Consider the following 20,976-nt stretch of genomic DNA (forward strand, 5'->3'; position numbering starts at 1 on the left):
CTTACTGTGGTGCAGTAGCTCACTCAAACCATTGGAGGAGTCTTGCTCAGGACCACTGACCCACGGTCCCGCTCCCGTGCGGTCTTCCCTGTGCTCGCGCTCGTCGTGATCGCGGTGAACCTGCCGCAGTCCGTCGTCGTTCCCGTGCTGTCGGGACTCCAGGCCGACTACGGCACCGACCAGGTCACGGCGACCTGGCTGATCACCGGCTTCCTGCTCTCCTCAGGCGTGGCGACTCCCCTGCTCGGACGGCTCGGCGACAGCTACGGGCAACGCCGGATCCTCGCTGTGGTGCTCCTGGTGCTTGCGCTCGGCTGCCTCGGCTCCGCCCTGGCGACCACCATCGGGTGGCAGATCGCCATGCGGGTCGTGCAGGGGATCAGCGGCGGCGCCGTCCCGGTTGCCTTCTCGGCGCTGCGTGCGGCAGTGCCCCCGGAGCGACTCGGCTACGGAGCGGCGATCCTCGCGACGGTGGGTTCCATCGCCTTCTCGGTCGGGATCGTGCTGGCCGGCCCGATCCTGGTCGAGATGGGGCGGACGGCGCTGTTCCTCCTCCCGATGGGCTTGGCGGTGGTCGCCCTGGTCGGCGTGCTGCTGGTGCTGCCGCCGTCCGGTTCCCGAACTCCGGGCGACGGTCGGTTCGGCGTCCTGCCGGTGGTCCTCTTCGCCGGCGCCCTGGTCTGCACGTTGCTGGCGATCAGCCGGAGCAGCTTCCTGGGATGGACGTCCCCGATGGTCCTGGCCCTTGCCGGCGCAGGTCTCATCCTCGGCCTGGCATGGTCTGATCAGGAGCGGCGGGCGCGGGTGCCATTCGTGGACCTGCGCATGATGCGTCTTCGAGGAGTCTGGACCGCGAACCTGGTGGCCTTCCTCGCCGGGGTCGGGCTGTTCGGGTGCGCAGCCGGGCTCCCGCGGCTGATCCAGGCACCGCCGGACAGCGGCGTCGGGATCGGTGCGAGTCTCTCGGAAGTCGGCCTGCTGATGTCGCCCATCGCGCTCGCGGCCTTCCTCACCAGCCTGTGCACCGGTCGGCTCTACCGGCTGTTCTCCTCCCGCAGCCTGCTCGTCGCGGGAGGCCTGATCAGCAGCGCGTCCTTCGTCGGAATGGCCGCCTGGAACGGCGAGTGGTGGCTGATCTCCGGCTGGTGCGTCGTTCAGGGCATCGGCAACGGGTTGATCCTTTCCACCGTCGCGGCCGTGGTCGTGGCCTCGGTGCCTGCTGGTCAGACCGGAGTGGCGAACGGCGTGAACACGAACATCAGGACGCTCGGTGGCTCACTCGGAGCGGCCGCCACGGCAGCCATCCTGACGGCGTACGCGGGATCGGCCGGTCTCGACGGGGTGGGTTACGTCGCCGCCTTCGTCGTGCTGGCGGCAGCCATGGCGCTCTCCGCCGGGGCGGCCTTGCTGATCCCCCACGACGGCGCTCGGACTCCGGGTCCGGAACCGGACCCGGTGGTCAGCGACGCGGGTCTGGCCGGGCCGACGACGACGCACCCTGAGCCGGGGTGATCCCTGCCTGGGCTCGCAACTCCTCCAGCCTGGCCCGCGCCAGCACGAGACGACGCGCATAGTCGTCACGCTCGGCCGCGATCCGCTGCTGCTCGGCCGTCAGTTCCTGGATGACGGCGGGCGTCCCGCTCCCCGCCAGCTCACGAAGCAGGTGCCGGGCCAGCACGTCGTAGTCGACCTGCAACCGGCCGGCCGGGGTCTCCAGGACTCCCGAGGAAGGCTCGCCCAAGCCGTCGGGGAGGTCGACCGCGGTGATCCGGTAGGTCCGTTTGCCTCGGATCTCCCGGACCAGTTCGCCGTCACGCTCCATGGCCGCGAGGAGCTGGATGAAGGCTACCGGGGAGCCCTCGTAGCCGACCGCTTCCTTGAGCACCTTGGTGGCCAGGCCGTGCCCGTCCGCGAGCGGACCGTGCTGCACGAGGTACTGCTTGATGCGGGCTCTGGCCGTACGATCGCGCGCCATCCCAATAAGCCTTCCCGGGCCGTCAGTGGTCGTGCCAACATGATAGCCGAGCACGATTAGAGGAGCATCCATGGAAGCCGGCAAGGAAGAGCGTGGCGAGGAAGAGCGTCAGGGGCTTGTGCACGGCCTGCGGTGGGGAGTGAAGAGGTCCTTCGTGGACTACGTCCGCCGGATGCCCGACGGCAAGGGGTCGGTCGGTGACGGCGCGGTCCCCGTCGGGGCCGGGGACCTCTTCTACGAGCACGACTCCGGGAGGAGCGGCGCCGGGGTGTGGGCATTCCGTGGCGACGTCCGATTCAGTGGGCACTTCGGAATGCTTTTCGTCCGCGTCGCCAACCCCTGGCTGGAGATCGACGGGAGCAGCGTGGTCCTGAGCATCGAGGATCCGCAGGCCCGGGAGGACGCGCCGCGCGTCCCGCTGGTGACGGGCACTCTTCAGCGTCTCGGCGCCCAGGACGGCACCGAGGTCTGGGGCAGCGACGACGTTGCCCTGACGGCCGAAGGCGTCGCGCTGTTCAACGACGTCTACGCCGAAGGTGAACCGTTCGAACCTCTGGTGGTCCAGCTCCCCTTGAGCCGGGCGAGCTGATCGTCGAGCATCCGTGCCACCACGGGGTCGGTGAACACCACATCGCGACCGGCCCGGACTCCGTCGAGAGCGAGCGCGGCGACGGTGTCCGGGCTCAGAGGGGCACTCAACCCGTAGTCGGCGAAGGGATCGTCGGGGGGATCCTCTCGGGTGCGCGCGAACCGGGACGACCGGACCTCTTCGGAGTTCCCGATGTTCGTGCTCACCGCCGACGGCGCCAGCACGGTCACACCCACCTGGGTCCCGGCCAGCTCCAGGCGAAGCGTGTCGCTCAGCCCGACGACTCCGTACTTGGCCGTCGAGTAGAGCGCGCTGACCCGGTTCGGCACGTACCCGTTCATCGAGGCGGTGTTGAGCACATGGGCCGCCCGGCCCGAGGCGACCATGCCGGGAAGGAACTCCTCGATGCCGTGGATCGTCCCCCAGAGGCAGACGCCGAGCACCCACTGCCAGTCCTCGTGCGTCGCTGTCAGCGTGTGGCGCGGTGTGAAGACGCCGGCGTTGTTGCAAAGGAGCTGGACTCCCTCCGGTGCCCATTGCGCCACCGCGCGTCCGAGGTCGGCGACCTCACTGCGGCAACTGACGTCGCAGGTGACGGCGAGCGACCGGTGACCCATGTCCGTCAACTCGCGAACCAGCGCTTCGATGTCGTCGCCCCGGACGTCCACCGCGACAACTCCGGCGCCCTGGCTCGCGAGCTGCCGGACCAAGGCCTGTCCGATGCCGTGGGCGGCCCCCGTGACTACGGCGGTAATACCGTCGAAGCTGCTCAGAGTCATTTGGATGTCCAATCAGTCCGGGTGGAATGGGGCGGCCCAGCGAGCCGCTCAGGAGTCGAGTTCGAGCAGGACGCCGTTGTCCACGACCTGCGGCCGTCCACAGCGACGGTGCATCCACGCATGGGAATGTCCAGGTGGTTGTAGGTGTGACGGTTCATGAAGGGGTGCGGCCCGGTGGAGAACAGGAAGTTGCCCGCCAGCCCGCGGGCGTCCATGCCCGAGCACGTCCTCAACCAGGCCCGTCACAAGCAGAATCGGACAGCCACCGGTACTTGACCGGCCCCGCTCTTTCAGGGAGGTGCACCCGAAGGGCCCGGGCCAGAACCGCGGTCTCCTCGGCCAGGTAGCGCCGGGACACCGAGGCCCCGGGGGCGGAGCTGAACGCGGCGTGAAAAGCACCCGGGAAGCGGTGTACCTCCACCGGTACACCGGCCTCGGACAACGCGGCCGCGTAGGCCAGGCCCTCGTCGGCGAGAGGGTCGAGTTCCATCACCGCCACATAGGCCGGAGGCAGACCACGCAGCTCGTCCGGACCGGCCCTTCCGGGCGCCGCGAGCACGGGGACGTCATCCGCCCCGGGCGTCAACGCCCCCAGGTAGTGCCGCCAGCTCACCTGCCCGACGGCGCGGGTCCAGATCGGGGTGTCCTCGAATCGACGCATGCTCAAAGTGGCAAGCCGGTCGTCGGTAATGGGGACCGAGAGGAACTGGAAGCACAGGTCGCTGCGAGCCTTGAGGGCCAGGGCGGCCGCCAGGGCGCCTCCCGCGCTCACCCCGTGAACCGCCACTCGGTCACGATCCACTCCGAGGGTGTCCGCCGCCTCGAGGAGCCACCGCAGAGCCGTCGCACAATCCTCCAGCGGAGCCGGGTATGGATGCTCCGGCGCCCGCCGGTAGTCGACCGACGCCACCACCACGCCCAAGTCGGCGGCCAGTTCGGTCATGCGCGCGTGGCTCGTGTCCGGGGAGCCGCTGACGAAGCCACCACCGTGGAGATGGAGCAATGCCGGCCGTACCCCTGCCCCGTTGGGCCGGTAGAGACGGATTCGGGCACTGGCACCTTCCGAAACGACCTCTCGGTCCTCGACCGTGAGTCCTGTGGTGTCCACCTGAGCCGCCCGAGCCGCACTTGTCGCGTCCGAGTCCGCCCGGAACTTCTCGTAGTTCACGAAGTCCACTGCCGGGAGCCGTTCGAGCACGTCCGCGAACTCGGGGTCGAGCAGGTCACGCCACCCGGTCATCGAGCCTCCTTACGCCGGAGTGCATACGTCCCGAGCGGCCGCCCGAGCTTGAGGATCAGCCACTGCAGCGTGATGCTCCCGTCGAACTGGGTGACGTTCCGGCCGGACGAATGCTTGAAGTAGTTGTTCGACGTCGCCCACACCGTGCGGCGCAACCGCCGTTGCATCCACACGTTGTAGGCGGCACACACCCACGCGCGGGTGTCGACCGCGCTCAGGCCGCGGCGAGTCATGCGCCGCAGGTCGGCCACCACCCATGCGGACTGCATCTCGGCCTTCCAGAACACGCTGACGGCTCCGGAGCCATTGGTGTTGGGCCCGAACAGCAGGTAGAAGTTCGGGTAGCCGGGCACGGTGACGCCGGCGTGTGCGAAGGCGCCTTCGCGCCAGGTCTCGCGCAGCCGGCGGCCTCCCCGACCGAACACGTCGTAGGTGGCCAGGTAGTCGGCCGCCGTGAAGCCCGTGGCCGTGACGACCACGTCGACCTCGTGGTGCGCGCCGGTGGCGTCGACGATGCCGGTCGGGGTGAGCGAGGCGACCGGGTGCGGAACCAGGTGGACGTCGTCCCGGAGCAGGGCCGGGTAGTAGTCGCTGGAGAGCACCACCCGCTTGCCCTCGAACGGATAGTCCGGAGTGACAGCCGCCCGCAGATCCGGCCGGTCGGCGAAAGTTGTCTCGATGTAGCCGCGTGCGAGCTGCTCCATGGCGTGATTGCGCTTGCTTCCGGCGTGGTAGCTGGGGCGGCCGGTGAGATTGTGCCACTCCTTCTTGACGACCTCACGCGTGCGCACCAGCCGGCGGTACCAAGGGCGAGCCCAACGCCGAAGCTCGGAGTCGTCGTAACGCCGGTCCCCCTTGGGCAGGACCCAGCCTGGCTCACGCATGAAGACGTGGACCGACTCGGCGACCGGGGCGATGGCCGGCACGATCTGCACCGACGAGGATCCGACGCCCACCACCGCCACACGGCGTCCGCTCAGGTCGACGTCGTGCTGCCACTGCTGGGTGTGCATCACCGGGCCACGAAACTCCGCCAGGCCCGGCCAGGTCGGGTCGTTGGGGTGGCTGAGCAGGCCCACCGCGCTCACCAGCACATCGGCGCGATAGGTCGCGTCTGCAGCAGTGGTGACCGACCACTCGTGACCACGGTCGTCCCATCGCGCCTCGGTGACGCGGGCGCCGAACACGAGGTGCGGCTCCAGCCCCTGTTCCTTGGCCACCTGTTCCAAGTACTCGAGGACCTCGTCCTGAGTGGCGTGGGTCCGCCGCCAGGGATGGGTCCGGAAGCCGAACTGGAAGATCGTCGAGGCGATGTCCACGGCGGCGCCCGGATAGGTGTTCACCCGCCACGTGCCGCCCAGGCCGTCCTCGGCGTCGAGGATCCGGAAGTCGTCGATCCCGGCCCGCTTCAGCCGCACGCCCATGGCGAGCCCGCTGATGCCGGCTCCGATGACGAGGACACGCACGGCGATTCCCTTCGCTAACGAACTGACATAGCTTAAGGACAACTAGAGAAAGGTAGCAACTGGACATGGGACGTGTCAGCGGCAAGGTCGCCTTCATCACTGGTGCGGCGCGAGGGCAGGGACGGGCGCACGCGGTTCGACTGGCCGAGGAGGGGGCCGACATCATCGCGGTCGACCTGTGCGAGGACGTGCCGGAGATGGCCTACCCGGGCGGCACCGAGGAGGAGCTGGCCAAGACCGGCCGGCTGGTCGAGAAGGCCGGCCGTCGGGTCGTGACCCGCAAGGCCGACGTCCGCAGCCTGGACCAGCTGCAGTCGGCGGTGGACGCAGGTGTGGCCGAGCTCGGACGGCTGGACGTCGTCGTGGCGAACGCGGGGGTGCTCACCGCCGTCGGACCGTTCGACCGGATGAGCGAGGCCGCGTTCATGGACACGATCGACATCAACCTGACCGGTGTCTGGCGCACCGTCCGGGTGGCGATGCCGCACCTCAGGGCTTCCGGGGGCGCCGGATCGATCATCCTGGCCAGTTCCAGCGCCGGACTTCGAGCCTCCCGCCAGACGTCGCACTACGTGGCGAGCAAGACCGGCCTCGTGGGGCTGATGAAGGCGCTGGCGCTCGAGCTGGGGCCGGAGATGATCCGCGTCAACAGCGTCCACCCGACGCAGGTCGACACCCCGATGATCCACAACGAGTTCATGTACCGGCGAGCCCGGCCCGACCTGGAGAACCCTGGCCGTGACGACTTCGCCGCCGCCTCGGTGTCGCGGATGGCGATGCCCGTGCCGTGGATCGATCCGGTGGAGATCTCGCACGCGGTGGTGTTCCTCGCCTCGGACGAGTCCCGGTATGTCACCGGCCTGGCGATGACCGTGGACGCCGGGATCAGCATCGCTTGACGCCCTGGTCGCCTGTAATGCTCGCTTGTTATGCTCGTAGTGTTGTATTTACCTAATAGCGGGAGCGTCCGATGACCACTAGCAAGGGACCCCTTGCGCGCGTCCTGGTGATCGGCGGCAGCATCGCCGGCACCCTGGCCGCCGCCGCGGTGGCACCACACTTCGCCGAGGTGCTGCTTCTCGACCGGGACGAGCTGCCTGATGAACCTGTGTTCCGTAAGGGCGTGCCGCAGGGCGCCCACTTCCACGCCCTGCTGGCGGCCGGGCGGCAGGCGATGGACGAACTGCTGCCGGGCTTTTCCGAGCACGCCTTCGCGATGGGCGCGGCCCGGCTGGACTCCGCCGCGGACGTGATGCGGCTGGACCGCGTCGGCTGGTCCCCGCGCTTCCAGTCCACCCTCGAGTTCCTCATGGCCAGCCGGCCGTTGATCGAAAAGGCGCTGCGGGACAAGGCAGGCGCGCTGCCTGGAGTTCGTTACGAGTCCGGCGTCGAGGTCACCGGCCTGGTGGCGAAGGGCGGACGAGTCACCGGGGTCCGCACCAAGGACGGCCGTGAGATCCACGCCGATCTGGTCATCGACGCCAGTGGTCGCTTCTCACAGGCGGTGGAATGGCTGGCAGAGCTGGGTTACCCGGCTCCGACCGAGGAGATCGTCAACGCCCACTGGGGCTACTCGTCGACCTTCCTGCGTGTGCCCGAGAACTGGTCACCCGGCTTCCAGGCCCTGGCCATCACACCCTTCGGGGAGGGCGCACTGAGCGCGGCCTCGGCCTCCCGCGCGATGGCGATGTGGGTGGTGGAGGGCGAACGCCGCTGGATCCTCACGGTGCAGGGATCGGCCGGCGACCACCCGCCGCGCAAGGAGGCGGCACTCCGCGAGTTCATCTCCTCGATCGGGGTCCCCGAACTCGACAAGGCCCTGGCCGACGTGGAGTTTCCCGAACCCATCTCGATGTGGCGCGACACCCGCAGTCGCCTTCGGGACTTCGCCGGACAGCCGAACCGCCCCGAGAGGTTCCTGGCCGTGGGGGACGCCTGGATGGGCTTCAACCCGGTCTACGGCCAGGGCATGACCGCGGCCGCGCTCGAAGCCCGGGATCTTCGCGACGAGTTGAGCGCCCACCTGGACGCGACCGCCGGCGACCTGACCGGGCTGCCCGAGCGCTTTTACGCGAAGGCCGACGCCCTGATCAAGTACTGCTGGAACAGCTCGAACACGCTCGACCACCGGATCCCGGGCGTCGAGTACACCGTGGACGGCGAAGCGCGCCAGGTCGACCCGAGTTCGTCGGACTTCTCCGACCGCCTCGCCGCGTACATGGCGCAGGACCCGGAGCGCTACATCCGATACCGGGAGACCACCCAGCTTCTGCGCAGTCCCGAGTGGCTGAGCAGTGACGAGGTCGTCTCCGCCGTCAAGGCGAACTGGGACGAGCTCGGTCAGGCCATCGTCCCTCGCTGACCCTCTGATCGGAGGCTCCCGCCGCCGACGACCTGACCGCCTGCCCTCGCCGAACAATCATCCGGCGAGGGCAGGCGGCTGTCCGTACGCTCCTGGACGGCACTGAGGGCCGGTAGAAGCGCCGTACCCGGGCTCGGGGCCTGCGCCCGTCATCCCGGGCCGGTGCTGCGGCTACAGACGCCCTGCCGGCCAGGAGAATCCCGACGCCTGGAACTCGGCGTGCAGGTCGAGGATGCGGGCGCCTTCGCTGCCGTACGTGCGCAGGGCCGCCTCCCGCCCGGAGATCTGCGCAGCGACCAGCACGAGTGCTGGGTCGGCGGACACCGCGTCCTGCAGCAGGCTCCTGTCCCATGCGTCCATGGGCACGTCCTCCAGCTGCGGGTACTCCACGTAGGTCTCTTGAGTGGAGGAATCCTGGCGAATCCTCCGGGTGGCCTGCTGGAACGCCTCGTTGGGCGCAACGGCATGCTGGAGGGCTTCGTCGTAGTCCAGGCCATGTGTGGTGGCCCGCCCGGCCTCTGCCCGGTCCTGGCGGCGAAGGGCCGCGGCGATGACCCGGTGCGGGTACCTGGGCCGCCACCGTGGCACTCCGAGTTTCTGTCCGAGGTCACGCAGCCAGAGCAGGATCTGTGTCTCGGACCAGTCCTTGGCGACCATGTCGAGCATTACCCAGGACAGCTGAGCGTGTGTGGCGCCCTGTATCCAGTTCACCAACGGCCGTACGGAGACCGCGAGTTTACGGGCGCGGTCGATCCGATCGGCAGTGATCCGGAATCCGAGGATCGTCAGCTGGCGCTTCTTGCGGCGGATTGTGGATTCGGCTGTCCGAGCCTGCTCGGTAGAACTGTCTTTACCACCCACTACCTGACACCGACCCACCTTCTTAACCACCGTCGGGGAAGGGGTCTCAAGCTCGCCTGAGCTGCGGTTGTCCACAGGTGAGTCATCCACGGCCGCCACACGCCCGGCAGGCGCGGGACCGCGACCCCGCTGGACGACCACGATCCGGGCCGTGTACCCGGACCCGACGATGAGATGGCCGAGCGCGCGGTCGTAGACGGCCGGGATCACCGCTCCGTACACGGTCGCAGTAGCGGCATAGCCGCCGAGCCCGGATACCCGGCGCACATTGGTTCGGCTACCACGCCCCACCCACACCAGCGAGCCCATCTCGCGGAGGTACGCCACATGCCGGCTGACCGTCGCGCGTGACAGCCCCAGCCGGTCCACCATGCCCTGGAGGCAGTACCTGACCTCACCGGTGTCGTAGTCCATCCGCGCCGTCAGGTCCCTCGCGATCGTCAGCGTCGTCGCCGAAGCACGCGGATGCAGCCCGGCGGCCACCAGCCACTCGACCGACCGCAGCCAACGCCGTGGTCCAGACCGCCTCGACCGAGTCCGCGCGAGGACCTGCTCTCCCGTCGGCACCAGGGACGGCACCGGGCCGACCGGCGAACTCGGGTAGCGTTGCTGCGTGGATTGCGACCGGATATACGCCACAAATGGGACTGTCCGGGCATGGGTGTGCTGACAAAGGGCAGCGTCATGCTGCAACATGGGTTCAGCTCTCCTACTGATCCTGGGGAGGGCATGAAAAAGGCGCCTCTGGCGCTTGGTTCTGGCGAACCAGTTCGAACGTTCGACCGGCGGCAACCGGGCGGACATCCCTTCAGGGGGTCGGCAAACCTCCTGGTGGCAGATGGGGCACGGCGCTCGGGTGAGTGGCATCACCTGGCGGCCCCGGGCGGCTGAGCCGCCCCCAGACCTACGTCATCTCGACCCCCTCAGCAGAGGGCTGGTCGAGGCGTGCGGAAACGCAAAGAAACCCTGCTGACGTCCAACGCGCGTGATCGCGAAGTCTGCGGGGATCTTGTGCGGCCATGAAGGCCCACGGGTACAGTGGTGCCATGAATACCGAGAGCCTCCTATCAGGTTCTCTACGCCCCCGGCGCTTCCTACGGCGCTGGGGGTTGTTTCTTTATGTAGATCTTGAACGATGCCACCATACTCTTCCGATCAACCCACGTGCAGAGGGCAAAGCAAGCGAGTCCCAGAAATGCACGTGAAAGGGAGAGGGGCATCTATCTGTGCTGGTAAAAGGCCTGACCGCCGGTCAGGGAAGGATAGAGCTCATGCCTGACTCCGCTGCCCCCGACATCCCCCCGGTCACGTACGCGACCGCGGCGCAACAGCGGGCCTACATCGCAGCCATGGACAAGATTCGCGACGCGCGGAAGCCCAGCGACTCCGTCCGCGTCTACATTTCCGCGCCTCCGCTCATTGCCCAGCGTCCGCAGTGGACTCAACGGCTCGCAAAGATCCGCCACCGGCTACCTGGAGTCGAACTCCTGCAGTTCGGTGATCTGTTCACCCCTGAGAACTACGAGAAGCAGTGGAAAGAGGTGTCGCCGACCTTCGACGCCCTCGTCGTCGTCGGCATCGCCAAGAGGGGCCCCAACAGCCATGTGTACCGGCTCGGTGAAGTCGCTCGACTCGAAGTCATCGACATCGTGAAGACCGGCCGGCCCGTCCTGTTTCACGCCCGCGGCCTCGGGCTCGTTCCCTTCGTCGACTGCAAGATCCACCGAGTCGGCAAGGAGAGGCTCCGCATGAAGGTCACCGTTCCGGCCGGCTGGGACCCCAAGGACTACGAGCCCACGCTCCAGGCCGCCCTCAGGGCGCTGAGACCGCACGGGGCAGGAGACAGGCCGGACGCACAGGTTGAGGGGCCGAGTCATCTGAGCCGTCCGTTCGCGGCACCTTCCCGGTGAAGACTTCGAGCAGTCGTGTGTCACGGTGCCGGCAAGGTACGACCTACCGCGTGCGTCGCAGGGTTGCCGAGAGATGGTGCTGCAGCGGCTGGCCCACCGCCGCGAGGTCGTGGACGAACGTCAGTGTGTCGCTGTCGGTCAGGGTGTAGCGGCGGCGGGTGGCGTCGACCTCCTTGGCAGTGGGGGTGAGGGCCACCTCGTGGGTGGAGAGATCCACCGTGTCCCGTGCCGCCTGGCCGACCGCGATCTCGGCGATGCCGGTGGGCTGGGTGATCAGTGCCTCCACCCGGCCGTCGGGCTGAAGCCGCCACCATCCGCTCTCCCGGGCCGCCGGGCGCAACGGTGCGCCGTCGGCGTCGAGCAGCCAGGCCCGGGCCTCGTAGTGGAGGAAGGGGCGGCCGTCGTGGCTGAAGGTGACGTCCTGGGCGTATGTGAAGTTCCCGGCGATCGTCGGGTATCCCCCCTGGCCCCGACCGTGCCAAGTGCCCAGAAAACCGAGTACGGGCGTGAGCAGTGCGTGCGGTGCCGGCGCGTCCTCCGGCCGGTGAGCGTCGGGGTACGGGTGCTCAGGTGCGGGGTCGTACACGTTCGCGCTCCTTGGGTTGTTCCGGTGCCAGTGCCGGTGCCGGTGCCGGGTGAAAGCCTAGGCGGCTGTCTCCTCGGCGACGGGCAGGGCGCTCCCCCAGGTGTTCAGCGCGCGGCGGGGCGGGTGGCGGGCTGGAAGCGGAAGGAGACCGCCTCCATCAGCGGCTTGCGCTGCGTCTTCTGCACGGCGGCGATGCGCCACGCTCCGTCGGCCTCGCGGACGACCGTGTACGTGGCGAGCTTGCCGAGCCTGCCCAGGTCCTCGTCCGCCTTCGGGCCGCCCTTGCGCACGTCACCGCGCGTGACAACCACGGCGGTGTCGGTGCCATAGAAACGCAGGTCGACTACTTCGAGGATCAGCCGGGTGCCCTTGAGGAAGCTGTCGAACAGGGCCTGATGGGCGCGGCCGATCTCCGTACCGCCGTGGTAAGCGGTGCCGACGTACGTGACATCGGTGGCGTCCGCCGTGAACTGCTTGCCGTACGCGGCGCCGTCGCCGTTCACCCAGGCCGCGCAGCTGCGCTCCAGCACGGCGTGGATGGCCGCTGCGTCCGAGGTGCGGGCCGGGTCGAGGGGGGTGGCGGGGTTCAGGTGTGCGGTCATGGTGTGTGCCTCCGGTTCAGTGGTGATAACTTCGACAGAGAAGAAACTGCGCCGAAGATTTCTCTTCTCTGAAGAAGAGATTATGGAGTGAGGAAGCCCGTGTCAACGCCTGCCATGCGCCCCGACGCCAGCGAGATCTACCGCCGCTACCTCAGCGCCGTGATGCTGCACGGCCACGCCAGCGCGAGGGCCTGCGGGCTCGGCGCCACCGACCTGTACGCGCTGAACATCCTTCAGCTGACCGGGCCCATGACCCCCGGTGAACTGGGCACCCGCACCGGCCTCACCACCGGACCGACCACCCGCCTCATCGACCGCCTGGAGCAAGCCGGCTACGTACGCCGCACCCCCTCCCCCGACGACCGACGCAAGGTCATCGTCGAACCGGTCGGCAAACCCGCCGACCTCGACCGCGTCATGGCCCCCGCCCGCCAGAAGATCGGCGAGATCCTCGGCGGCTACTCCCCCGAGCAACTCGACGCCCTCTTCGACTACTTCACCCGCGCCGCCACCGCCTACCAGACCGCCGCCGAACGGCTACGCACCGAGGGCGATGTCTGACGTCGCTATTACGGCGTAATAGGCCCTCGCTCGCTCCGGCTTCCCCAACTCATCGAGCTGATAGCCCCAGGTGGGTCGATTTCAAGATCCAAAACGCCTGTGCGTCGCTCTGACGAGCTACGAGGTGATCCAAGGTCGCGTCATACCAGCAGCTCAGAGTTCGGGCCTGCGCGGGCCGGTTCTGGGCTTCGACCTTCGGGGCGAACCTCCTTGAAAGTCAGTTATGTCTGAGATGCGCGGGGGTTTGGAACGGGCCAATGTTCTCGCAGCCCGCTTTGTGTTCGGGATTGGGCATGTTGTACGATTGATCTTGAGCGCGGCACCCAAGTGCGGGTGGAGCGTGATGCGTTGGTGGTCCAAGGAAAGACGTCCCGCTTCCTGCGGGGAGATGCAGGTGCAAGGCCTGCCCGGCGCTCGGATCAGAACCCCGTTCCTGATTGTTCAGGGACGGGGTTCTTTGCATGGGCGCAGGCATTGACGGTGATGCACTGACGGCGTCCTGGTGGACTTAGCTGATGAACTTCAGGTCAATCAGCTAAGTCCACCAGGACGGGGGCGGGTCAGGTTGCCCGGCGCAGCGGTACGACGACCTCTTCGCCGGTGGCCTTGGGGCTCAGGCGGTAGTAGCGGATGTGGCCCAGACGCTCGGACTCCTCCAGCCAGCCGGACTCGACGATCTGGCGGCGGGTGCGGGAGAAGACGGTGGGCGACATGCCGAGGACGTCGGCCAGCTCGGCGGCCGTCTTGCTGACCGTGCCTGCGCGGTCCGTGGGGTGCGCGGCGTACAGCATCAGGATCAGGCGCTGGTTGGCGGGCAGGCCGGCGGTGTGTTCCAGCAGGCGGAGGGTCATGTCCTTGGTGTTGCTCACTTTGCCTCCCACCGTGCAGGGGTTGACTCGTCGAATCCGGGGATGTCCGGCGGGTTGCAGGTCTTGATGGCTTCGCGCTGTTCGATCCCAGTCCCGTGAAAAGCAATGTACGGGCTGATCCGGTAGAACTTGTAGTTTCCGATGCGGCCGCGGACGATCAGGATGCGGTGCTTGACCAACTTCCGGTTGATCTTCCCCACGGCATCCGTGGACATGCCGACCCGCTGGCCGATGTCCGCGCCGGTGGCCTTGAGGGGCTCCATGCCTTCCGGTGACACTCCGATCCACCACAGGACGAGGAACTTCTGGCTGGGCGTGAAGGCCCTGCTTTCGGTGATCGCCTCCACCCGTGCCTTGTCGACCTGGGTGTGCCTGCCGGAGAAAGCGTACGGCGCATAGGGGACGATCTCCCCGGTGTCAGCGTCCAGCAGTCTGCGCGCTGTTCCCAACAGGGCCTCCGAGGCTGGTTGCTGAAGCGTTCACGAGGGCGGCTTTCAGGCCGACCAGATGAACTTAACGTACATGAGCAAGAAGTCGATTAGCCCCGCCCGGAGGGACGTGTCGCTGGACTTCTCGGCCGGATCTCGAGCGCCGCCCGAGCGGCGTAGGGCGGGATTTCTGGGCCGCCTTCATGAACCTGAAGTCAATCTGCCACGATCCTAGGAACGTGGTACCCAGTCCCTAGGATCGTTGGCCCACGATCCCTCGGACCGTGTGTGCTGTTCCAGGAACTGCCTGCCAGATCCTAGGAACTGGGTCGGAGGTAACGTTCTCGCAGGTCAGCGCGGGTTTGGGCAGCTGATGCTCTCTTACTTGGAGCTGAGGCCGTCTTCAGTTGCGAAGGACCGCGGTCTGCGGTGCGTCATGTTCCGCACGGGCACGGGCAGTTCGGGAGGAGTGCACTGAGCGGCAGGCTCGTGGGAGCCTGCCGGCGCCTCCCGGAGCAGCTATACCCGCTCTGCCTGGTCCCGTTGCCTACGCCACCCCTTCTGGACCTCAGCCGACGAAAGTCAGCCACCATGGCGGGGGCGTCGAACGGGCAGGCGCGCGTGTGCTTCCAGCAACCACTCCCCCGGCTCAGCCACGTTTGGTGTCGTGTCGGCGTGGAGGGTGGGACGGGCCGCGGGTGACCGCGAGGAGAGCTGCGGATGGGCCGCCGACTCCCCCGTGTTCCCCGTGAGCTATTACGACGTAATAGGCAGAGCGAGGGGCCCCGGCCTTCGTTCGGCAGGGGCCCCTCGCTGTGCTGTTCAGTTGTCGGCGGTTGCGCGCTGTTGCTGGTGTTCGTTGAGGATGCCGAGCATCTTGTCGAACTCCGTGTCCGTCATCTTGCGGATGAGGTGCATGGCGAGGAAGGCGCCGTCGTCGTAGGGGAGTTTTGGGGGGTTCGAGGAGTCGGAGCGGGGCTCCGGCACCACCGTGTCCGTGGTGACGCGGGCGGGCGCTGCGGGTGGGGTCTCCGGTTCAGGGTCGGGATGAACACTGGGCTCCGGTTCCGGCTCCGCCTCCGGTTCCGGCTCCGCGTCGGGTGACGGGGCCCCTATTACGTCGTAATGGACGGGGGGTTCGGGCTGGGGATCCGGAGGGGTGGCTGCCGGGCGTTTGCCTGGCTTCTGCGCGGAGCGTTCGGCTTCCTTGCGGGCTCGTTCCGCCTTCAGTTCCTCCAGGGCCGTCTCCTGCTGGTCGGCCGGCTTGTTGCCTACCGCGCGCAGGAGGTCGATGGGGTCCTGGCCGATACGGGACTGGAGGTCGGGGGTGAGGCTCAGGAGGGCCAGGCGCTGAGAGACCCAGCCCTGGGAGCGGTGGAGGCGCTTGGCGAGGGCGGTCTGGCTGCCGTGGATGGCCAGGAGGCGGTTGAGGGCCTTGGCCTCGTCGAGCTCGTCGAGGTCCTGGCGGTGGATGTTGGCGACCAGGGCCGATTCGAGGAGTTCCTCGGAGGTACTCCCCTGGTCATCGCTGACCATGATCTTGACGGTGGCCAGGCCTGCCTCGCGGGCGGCGGCCAGGCGGCTGCTGCCGTCGATTACGACGTAATAGGTGTCGGGTTCGAGGTCGGCCTCGCGCTCGGGGTTCGCCTTGATGTAGGTGTCTCGGTTCATGACCGTGATCGCCTGCTTCTGGCCGTGCGTGTTGAGACTGCCCGCAAGCTCGGTCAGGTCGCCGAGGCTGGAACGGGGGTTGTCGGGGTTCGGGCTGATGCGGTGGGTGGGGAGTTCGGTGGGCGGGGCGACTCCGTCCGTGGGGACTCCGGTGGCCGCGGCCACGGCTGCGCGGCGGGCGCTGACCGGTCGTGCCGAGGCTCCGAACCGGCCGGCACCCAGCTGCTCGGCCTTCTTCGTCATGAGATCTCCCGGGCCAGGGCGCGCATGCTGACGGCCTGCTGGGACTTGGGGGCGTAGGACAACAACGGCTGCTTCATGCGGACTGCTTCTTTTTGTTCCTTCAGGTCGCCGACGAGGCCCACCACCCTTGGATCCTTTATGTCCACCCAGCCCTGGAGGGAGGAGGTGGCGATATAGCCGCGGCGGCCGTCGTAGAGGTTGACGACGATGCCGAGGTAGTCGATTTCGAGGGAGAGGTCGGCGCGCAGGTCCTCGATCTGGGTGGTGAGGAGTTCGTACGCGTCGGCGGAGCTGTCCTCGGCCTGGACGACGACGAGGGCTCCGGACTGGCCGGGCTTCTCGTTGTCACGGCGGCGTCCGTAGTAGGCGGCGGCGTCCATGCTGAGGCCGAGGCTGGGCGGGCAGTCGATGAGGACGACGTCGTAGTCGGCTTCCAGGGGGGCCAGCGCTCGTTCGAGTGCAGCTTCTCGGGCTCTTACGGCGGAGAGGCGCACGTCGAGGAGGAAGGCGTCGTTGCAGCCGGGGAGTAGGTGCAGGCGGCCGTCGAAGTTGTCGTCGTCGATGGAGACGATGAGGTCGCGGAGGTCTCCCTTGGGGTCGCCCGCCATGTGGTTGGTGAGGCTGTCGCCGTTCATCGGCACGGGGGTGGCGCCGAGCTGGTTGGTGAGGTGGCACTGGGGGTCGAAGTCGACCAGGAGGACGCGCATACCGAGGCCGGGGAGGCTCTCGACGTCCAGCGGGTCGTCGGTCATGGTCTCGGGCTCATCGGTCTCCACGGCGCGGAGGGCGGCGACCAACTGCTTGGCCACCCGGACCGGGTGGAGCTTGTTGGGGTCCTCGGCCATCGCTTCGCCGGTGCCCGCGGTGATGGCGGTCTTGCCGACACCGCCCTTCTGGTTGCAGACGACGATGCGGCGGGTGACGGCCGGGCGTACGACGTCGGGGGCGGGGTTGGTGTCGAGCCAGAGCCTGACGGACTGGGCGAGGCCCTGGATGAGGGAGACCCCGCGGTCGGCGGCCGTCCGCTTGAACTCGTCCCACTGGCCCTGGGGGAGGAAGGTGGAGAAGGAGTCGGCACCCGAGGTGTCGACGGGTTCCAGGGCGGAGGCGAGGGCGCACCAGGCGGTGATGCCCTCCTCGACGGCGCTCTGGATCTCGAGGCCGTGCTGGGCGGCCCTGACTTTGAGGTCCTGCCGGAGCCGACCCGGCAGCTTGGAGACGACCTTCTCGCGGTCACTGGAGGTGGCTGGAGAACTCATGGGGGATACCTTACTAACGTGCTTGATCGAAATCGCGTCCGACACGTTAGTTAGGGAAAGTTGGCCGGTACCAGTGGGGGAGGAGGGTGCGTGGGGCGTCGTACCGAGACGTATTACGGCGTAATAGCCAGGGCGGGATCAACGGGACGCCCAGGCTATTACGCCGTAATGGGGTGGGGCAGTGGTGGGGTGGGGAAGTGGAGGAGTGAGGGGCGTCAGGCTATGGCCCAGGGGCTCGGGCCCTGGGGGGCGCGGCGGGAGGCGGGGCGCGAGGTGTCCCAGGCGGGCTGGAGCGCGGCGGAGACGATGCCCCACAGCTGACCGGCGGTCAGGGTGCGGACGGGCACGACGACCTGGCCGGCGAGGCTGATGCCGAACGAGGACTCCAGTGCGCTGACGATGCCGATGAGGGCCAGGGAGTCCAGGCCGTAGGTCTCCAGAGGCTCATCGGCCACGGGCGCCTTGTCCTTGCCCAGCCCGGGCAGGCCGCGCTGAAGGACGGTCTCGAACGTCGAGTTCCACGGTGCTGAGGCCATCGGCGGGCTTCCTTCCGGCTGCCGGGCGGTGTGACGCGTTTCCGCGAGCAGCCTGACCGGGGGGACTTGAGTCCGCGTGGACGGGCGCTCAGGCATGCAGGCCCTCAGGTGCTCAGGCGTTGAGCGGGGGTGGAGGTGGGGGAGGGGAGGGGCAACACCGGGGCCGGGCTATTACGTCGTAATAGCCCTGTGGCTGTCGAGGGCCGGCGCGGAAAGCCGCTCGACCCGGTCGCCTCATTGAAGAGAGGCTGTGGGCATGGAGTTCCTCTGCTACCACCGCGACAGGCCCGGCTCCCTGCCGTTGCGCGACGAACTGTTGGAAGAGCACTGGTCCTACATGGACCGGTACTCGAAGGAGATGATCGCCCGGGGCCCGACCTTCGCGGCCGACGACACCGTCACCGGAAGCGTGCACATCCTCGATCTGCCCGATGCCGCCGCTGCCCGCGCGTTCGCCTTCGACGAGCCGAACTATCAGGCCGGTGTCTACCGGGACGTGCTGCTGCGGCGGTGGCGCAACATGCTGGGGCGCACCATGTGGGACTTCCCCGGCGGCCGGAGCGGCGGCAATCGGTACCTGGTCCTCGGACTTGGTACGGGGCAGGCCGCCGACCTCGCGGTGCCGCCCGGTCAGCACGAGCTGATCGCCTATGGGCCGCTGCTGTCCGACGACGGCGCCACCTGGCTGGGCACGGCGGCGCTGGTCCGGGCGCCGGATCCGGAGACAGCACGCGCCCTTCTGACCGCGGAGCGGTACGCCGATATCGAGGTGCACGACTGGGAGTTCGGCGGGCGGCCGTCATGACCGGGGGCAACCTGTGATCGCTCAGCCGTTGCCACCCAACGGACTGAACACGGGGCCCATCTCGACCGGGCCGGCCTGGGCCCTGCTCGGGGTCGGCGCGGTGGTCGTCCTCACGGCCTGCGTGGCGGCCGCCCTGACGCGGCGGGAGCCCCCTGCCAAGCGCCTGACCAACTGGCTGTTCGGGCTCGGACTGACCATGTGCGCGGTAGGTGGACTCGTGCTGCTGGGCGAAGCCTTCGAGGGGCGGGAGGCAAGCGACGGGCTACATGCGGCCGGTCGCCGGATCAGCGGCGAGGCGCTGGACTCGGCCCGCAACTGCGACCCCACCTCCACGCAACCGACCTTCGTCTACCCGAGCCAACCCGGTTCCGGCGGCGCGGCCACATACGTTCCGTCGCCGTGCAGCACCTCGCCGCGCGACGTCACGCTGGACTCGTCAGTGACGACCTCCGACGGCGTGTACGAGACGCAGGCGGTGAACTCCTTCGACACGAACGGGCACGTGACCATCACCGACTCGGACAGCGGCAAGCAGGTCTGCGCCACCGTCCCGGACACGGTGGACGGCACCGGCTCCGTTGTCGACGGCCCATGTAGGGGGTAGGGCCGGGGGCTATTACGGCGTAATAGCCCCCGTGTCCGCCGCTCGGATGACGCGGCACGGCTCCTTGTGCGGGTGTCCCTTTCGGCTGCCCGGACGGCGCTACTCTCGCACGCAACGAAGGAGGGCGCATGTCGGGCAAGGCTGGACGAATGGTCATTGTCTGCATGCTCGCCCTGTCGGGTGTCCTTGTGGTCGTCGGCTGCCGCCACTCCGATCACAAGCCGGACGCCAGTCCCTCCGCCGGCACCCCGGAGGTGTCGCCGTCGACGACATCGCCGTCCTTGTCCGGCACCGCCCAAGTCCCCTCGCCGAGGTCCGCGTCCTCGTCCGCCGGCGGCACCACTGTCCCGTCTCCGCCGCCGCCCCCTACATGCACCGACTGCGACCATGACGACGGTCCCAGCCTCGCCCCGTCCGCCACTTCGCCGTCTCCCGCGACTCCCGACGCTCCCGAAGTGTCTCCCCCTGAGGGCACGTGAGTGAGCCCACGGAGGACCTGCTTCCTCCCCGGCACGGGCAGACGGGCGTCGGAAGCCGACCGGCGAGCCCGACGGCACTCCTCAAGACCGTCATCGCGCAGGCATCCGTCATCGCAGCGCTGATGTTCTATCTGGGGGCGATGTACAGCAGCCAGTACTACGGCTACTTCCATCTCTCCATCTACTCCCTCGACTTCGGCTTCGCCCCGCTGGTGCTGCAGAGCCTGAAGCTGCTGCGGTCTCCGGTTCTCGTGGCTGTTGTCCTCGTCCTGATCGCGGCGACCGCTCCCTGGTACGTCATGCGTCGTCCACTGTCCGCGCAGCCCGCTCAACGGGCTCTCGTGGCCCTGGCTCCGGTGTTACGGCTCTACCCGGTGGTCCTGGCGGCCGGGCTGGTGCTGCTGGTCTTCTGGTCACGGATCCAGCCGTACGAATGGGCCGCCCCGCTCACGCTCGCGGTCGGATTCCTGCTGGGCCTGGTCGCACACGCCGAGGGCAGCCGGCCAGGGGGAGCGGGCCGTCGGGGCCTGCTCTTCTTCGCCGCCGCCGTCTGCCTGTTCTGGGTGCTCACCCAGACCGCGCTGCAACTCGGGGAGAAGGACGCCAGGGCCCGCGCCAGTCATGTGCAGAGCTGGCCCAGCGTGATGCTCCTCAGCACCCGGCCGCTCAGCCTGCCTCCGCCGGGGGTCCAGGAGGAGAAGTTCGCGCGCAAGGACCTGCGGATGCCGTACCGCTATACGGGACTGCGGCTTCTGATCGAGCGCAGCGGCCGCTACTACGTCGTTCCTGTCGACTGGAAGGCCAGGACCGATCCGGTCTACGTCATCCACGAGAGCGACGACCTCTGGGTCGGGCTCGGGCCGGGCGTCCAGTGACCGGCGTCTTGGCGGTGGCAGCTACTGAAGCGACCGAAGCGACTGTGGGACCGGGTTGGGTGCGGGGCCCGGGCGGTGGGGGAGGGGTGGCGGATCCAGGTTTGCTGCAGGGTCGCTTGAGTCGCTGCGTGCGTTCAGTCGCTGCCCGGAGAGGGCTCTCGGGTCGTGGGAGTGGGGACAGCGACTGAAGAGGAGCGACTGAGGGTCGCTTGAGTCGCCTTCGGTCGCTGGGGGAAAACGCCTGGTCAGGGTGAGGGTTGGGGGTGAAACAGCGAC

General features: G+C 68.3%; 22 protein-coding genes. 9 read left to right on the forward strand and 13 right to left on the reverse strand.

Features of this window, described 5'->3' with window-relative positions:
• Positions 1-42: 42 nt before the first annotated feature.
• On the forward strand, positions 43-1,512 hold the full coding sequence (locus tag AB0I54_RS34320) for an MFS transporter (RefSeq protein ID WP_363300156.1): 1,470 nt from the start codon (positions 43-45) through the stop codon (positions 1,510-1,512).
• Here the strand turns inward: AB0I54_RS34320 and AB0I54_RS34325 are convergent.
• Positions 1,460-1,975, reverse strand: coding sequence for a hypothetical protein (locus tag AB0I54_RS34325; RefSeq protein ID WP_363300157.1), 516 nt, complete (start codon positions 1,973-1,975; stop codon positions 1,460-1,462). The genes AB0I54_RS34320 and AB0I54_RS34325 overlap by 53 nt on opposite strands.
• 70 nt (positions 1,976-2,045) lie before the next feature.
• Here AB0I54_RS34325 and AB0I54_RS34330 point away from each other — a divergent pair, with 70 nt between their 5' ends.
• Complete coding sequence (locus tag AB0I54_RS34330) at positions 2,046-2,564, forward strand: HtaA domain-containing protein (protein ID WP_363300158.1); 519 nt, start codon at positions 2,046-2,048, stop codon at positions 2,562-2,564.
• Here AB0I54_RS34330 and AB0I54_RS34335 read toward each other — a convergent pair.
• The 3 genes from AB0I54_RS34335 to AB0I54_RS34345 form a co-directional block, all read right to left on the reverse strand.
• Complete coding sequence (locus tag AB0I54_RS34335) at positions 2,501-3,343, reverse strand: SDR family NAD(P)-dependent oxidoreductase (protein WP_363300159.1); 843 nt, start codon at positions 3,341-3,343, stop codon at positions 2,501-2,503. The two genes, AB0I54_RS34330 and AB0I54_RS34335, sit on opposite strands and share 64 nt — an antisense overlap.
• A 229-nt stretch (positions 3,344-3,572) precedes the next feature.
• Complete coding sequence (locus AB0I54_RS34340; RefSeq protein ID WP_363300160.1) at positions 3,573-4,583, reverse strand: alpha/beta hydrolase; 1,011 nt, start codon at positions 4,581-4,583, stop codon at positions 3,573-3,575.
• Complete coding sequence (locus AB0I54_RS34345) at positions 4,580-6,049, reverse strand: NAD(P)/FAD-dependent oxidoreductase (protein ID WP_363300161.1); 1,470 nt, start codon at positions 6,047-6,049, stop codon at positions 4,580-4,582. The genes AB0I54_RS34340 and AB0I54_RS34345 overlap by 4 nt, the downstream gene beginning before the upstream one ends.
• Positions 6,050-6,114: 65 nt before the next feature.
• Here AB0I54_RS34345 and AB0I54_RS34350 point away from each other — a divergent pair, with 65 nt between their 5' ends.
• Positions 6,115-6,948: a mycofactocin-coupled SDR family oxidoreductase gene (locus AB0I54_RS34350; RefSeq protein WP_363300162.1), complete on the forward strand. Its 834-nt coding sequence runs from the start codon at positions 6,115-6,117 to the stop codon at positions 6,946-6,948.
• A gap of 71 nt (positions 6,949-7,019) precedes the next feature.
• Positions 7,020-8,411, forward strand: coding sequence for a tryptophan 7-halogenase (locus AB0I54_RS34355; protein ID WP_363300163.1), 1,392 nt, complete (start codon positions 7,020-7,022; stop codon positions 8,409-8,411).
• A gap of 171 nt (positions 8,412-8,582) precedes the next feature.
• On the opposite strand, the gene AB0I54_RS34360 is transcribed toward AB0I54_RS34355, so the two are convergent.
• Positions 8,583-9,755, reverse strand: a complete 1,173-nt coding sequence (locus AB0I54_RS34360; protein WP_363300164.1) for a hypothetical protein — start codon at positions 9,753-9,755, stop codon at positions 8,583-8,585.
• A gap of 743 nt (positions 9,756-10,498) precedes the next feature.
• Between AB0I54_RS34360 and AB0I54_RS34365 the strand changes: the two genes are divergently transcribed.
• Positions 10,499-11,182 carry a hypothetical protein gene (locus tag AB0I54_RS34365; RefSeq protein WP_363300165.1) on the forward strand — a complete coding sequence of 228 codons (684 nt, stop codon included), beginning with the start codon at positions 10,499-10,501 and terminating at the stop codon, positions 11,180-11,182.
• 43 nt (positions 11,183-11,225) lie between these two features.
• Here the strand turns inward: AB0I54_RS34365 and AB0I54_RS34370 are convergent, their stop codons facing one another.
• Both AB0I54_RS34370 and AB0I54_RS34375 read right to left on the reverse strand, forming a co-directional pair.
• Positions 11,226-11,768 carry an FABP family protein gene (locus AB0I54_RS34370; protein WP_363300166.1) on the reverse strand — a complete coding sequence of 181 codons (543 nt, stop codon included), beginning with the start codon at positions 11,766-11,768 and terminating at the stop codon, positions 11,226-11,228.
• 104 nt (positions 11,769-11,872) lie between these two features.
• Complete coding sequence (locus AB0I54_RS34375; protein WP_363300167.1) at positions 11,873-12,370, reverse strand: SgcJ/EcaC family oxidoreductase; 498 nt, start codon at positions 12,368-12,370, stop codon at positions 11,873-11,875.
• 99 nt (positions 12,371-12,469) lie between these two features.
• On the opposite strand from AB0I54_RS34375, the gene AB0I54_RS34380 reads away from it, so the two are divergent.
• On the forward strand, positions 12,470-12,931 hold the full coding sequence (locus AB0I54_RS34380; protein WP_363300168.1) for a MarR family transcriptional regulator: 462 nt from the start codon (positions 12,470-12,472) through the stop codon (positions 12,929-12,931).
• 560 nt (positions 12,932-13,491) lie between these two features.
• Here the strand turns inward: AB0I54_RS34380 and AB0I54_RS34385 are convergent.
• The 5 genes from AB0I54_RS34385 to AB0I54_RS34405 form a co-directional block, all read right to left on the reverse strand.
• Positions 13,492-13,782, reverse strand: coding sequence for a replication initiation protein, RepL2 (locus AB0I54_RS34385; RefSeq protein ID WP_263217399.1), 291 nt, complete (start codon positions 13,780-13,782; stop codon positions 13,492-13,494).
• Positions 13,783-13,796: 14 nt separating this feature from the next.
• Positions 13,797-14,249, reverse strand: coding sequence for a MarR family transcriptional regulator (locus tag AB0I54_RS34390; protein ID WP_363300169.1), 453 nt, complete (start codon positions 14,247-14,249; stop codon positions 13,797-13,799).
• Positions 14,250-15,050: 801 nt separating this feature from the next.
• The gene (locus AB0I54_RS34395; protein ID WP_363300170.1) at positions 15,051-16,142 is read right to left on the reverse strand and encodes a ParB/RepB/Spo0J family partition protein; all 1,092 of its coding nucleotides are present in this window, start codon (positions 16,140-16,142) and stop codon (positions 15,051-15,053) included.
• The gene (locus tag AB0I54_RS34400) at positions 16,139-17,401 is read right to left on the reverse strand and encodes an AAA family ATPase (RefSeq protein ID WP_363300171.1); all 1,263 of its coding nucleotides are present in this window, start codon (positions 17,399-17,401) and stop codon (positions 16,139-16,141) included. The genes AB0I54_RS34395 and AB0I54_RS34400 overlap by 4 nt, the downstream gene beginning before the upstream one ends.
• A gap of 215 nt (positions 17,402-17,616) precedes the next feature.
• The gene (locus AB0I54_RS34405; RefSeq protein ID WP_363300172.1) at positions 17,617-17,937 is read right to left on the reverse strand and encodes an acyl carrier protein; all 321 of its coding nucleotides are present in this window, start codon (positions 17,935-17,937) and stop codon (positions 17,617-17,619) included.
• A 256-nt stretch (positions 17,938-18,193) separates the two neighbouring features.
• Here AB0I54_RS34405 and AB0I54_RS34410 point away from each other — a divergent pair, with 256 nt between their 5' ends.
• Both AB0I54_RS34410 and AB0I54_RS34415 read left to right on the forward strand, forming a co-directional pair.
• Complete coding sequence (locus tag AB0I54_RS34410) at positions 18,194-18,742, forward strand: YciI family protein (protein WP_363300173.1); 549 nt, start codon at positions 18,194-18,196, stop codon at positions 18,740-18,742.
• A 13-nt stretch (positions 18,743-18,755) separates the two neighbouring features.
• Positions 18,756-19,346, forward strand: a complete 591-nt coding sequence (locus AB0I54_RS34415; protein WP_363300174.1) for a hypothetical protein — start codon at positions 18,756-18,758, stop codon at positions 19,344-19,346.
• A gap of 214 nt (positions 19,347-19,560) precedes the next feature.
• Here the strand turns inward: AB0I54_RS34415 and AB0I54_RS34420 are convergent, their stop codons facing one another.
• A complete protein-coding gene (locus tag AB0I54_RS34420) occupies positions 19,561-19,689 on the reverse strand; it encodes a hypothetical protein (protein ID WP_363300175.1) in 129 nt (42 codons plus the stop codon).
• 132 nt (positions 19,690-19,821) lie between these two features.
• On the opposite strand from AB0I54_RS34420, the gene AB0I54_RS34425 reads away from it, so the two are divergent.
• A complete protein-coding gene (locus AB0I54_RS34425) occupies positions 19,822-20,700 on the forward strand; it encodes a hypothetical protein (RefSeq protein ID WP_363300176.1) in 879 nt (292 codons plus the stop codon).
• Positions 20,701-20,976: the final 276 nt, after the last annotated feature.

It is taken from the genome of Streptomyces sp. NPDC050625, from assembly GCF_040654755.1.
Lineage (GTDB): Bacteria > Actinomycetota > Actinomycetes > Streptomycetales > Streptomycetaceae > Streptomyces.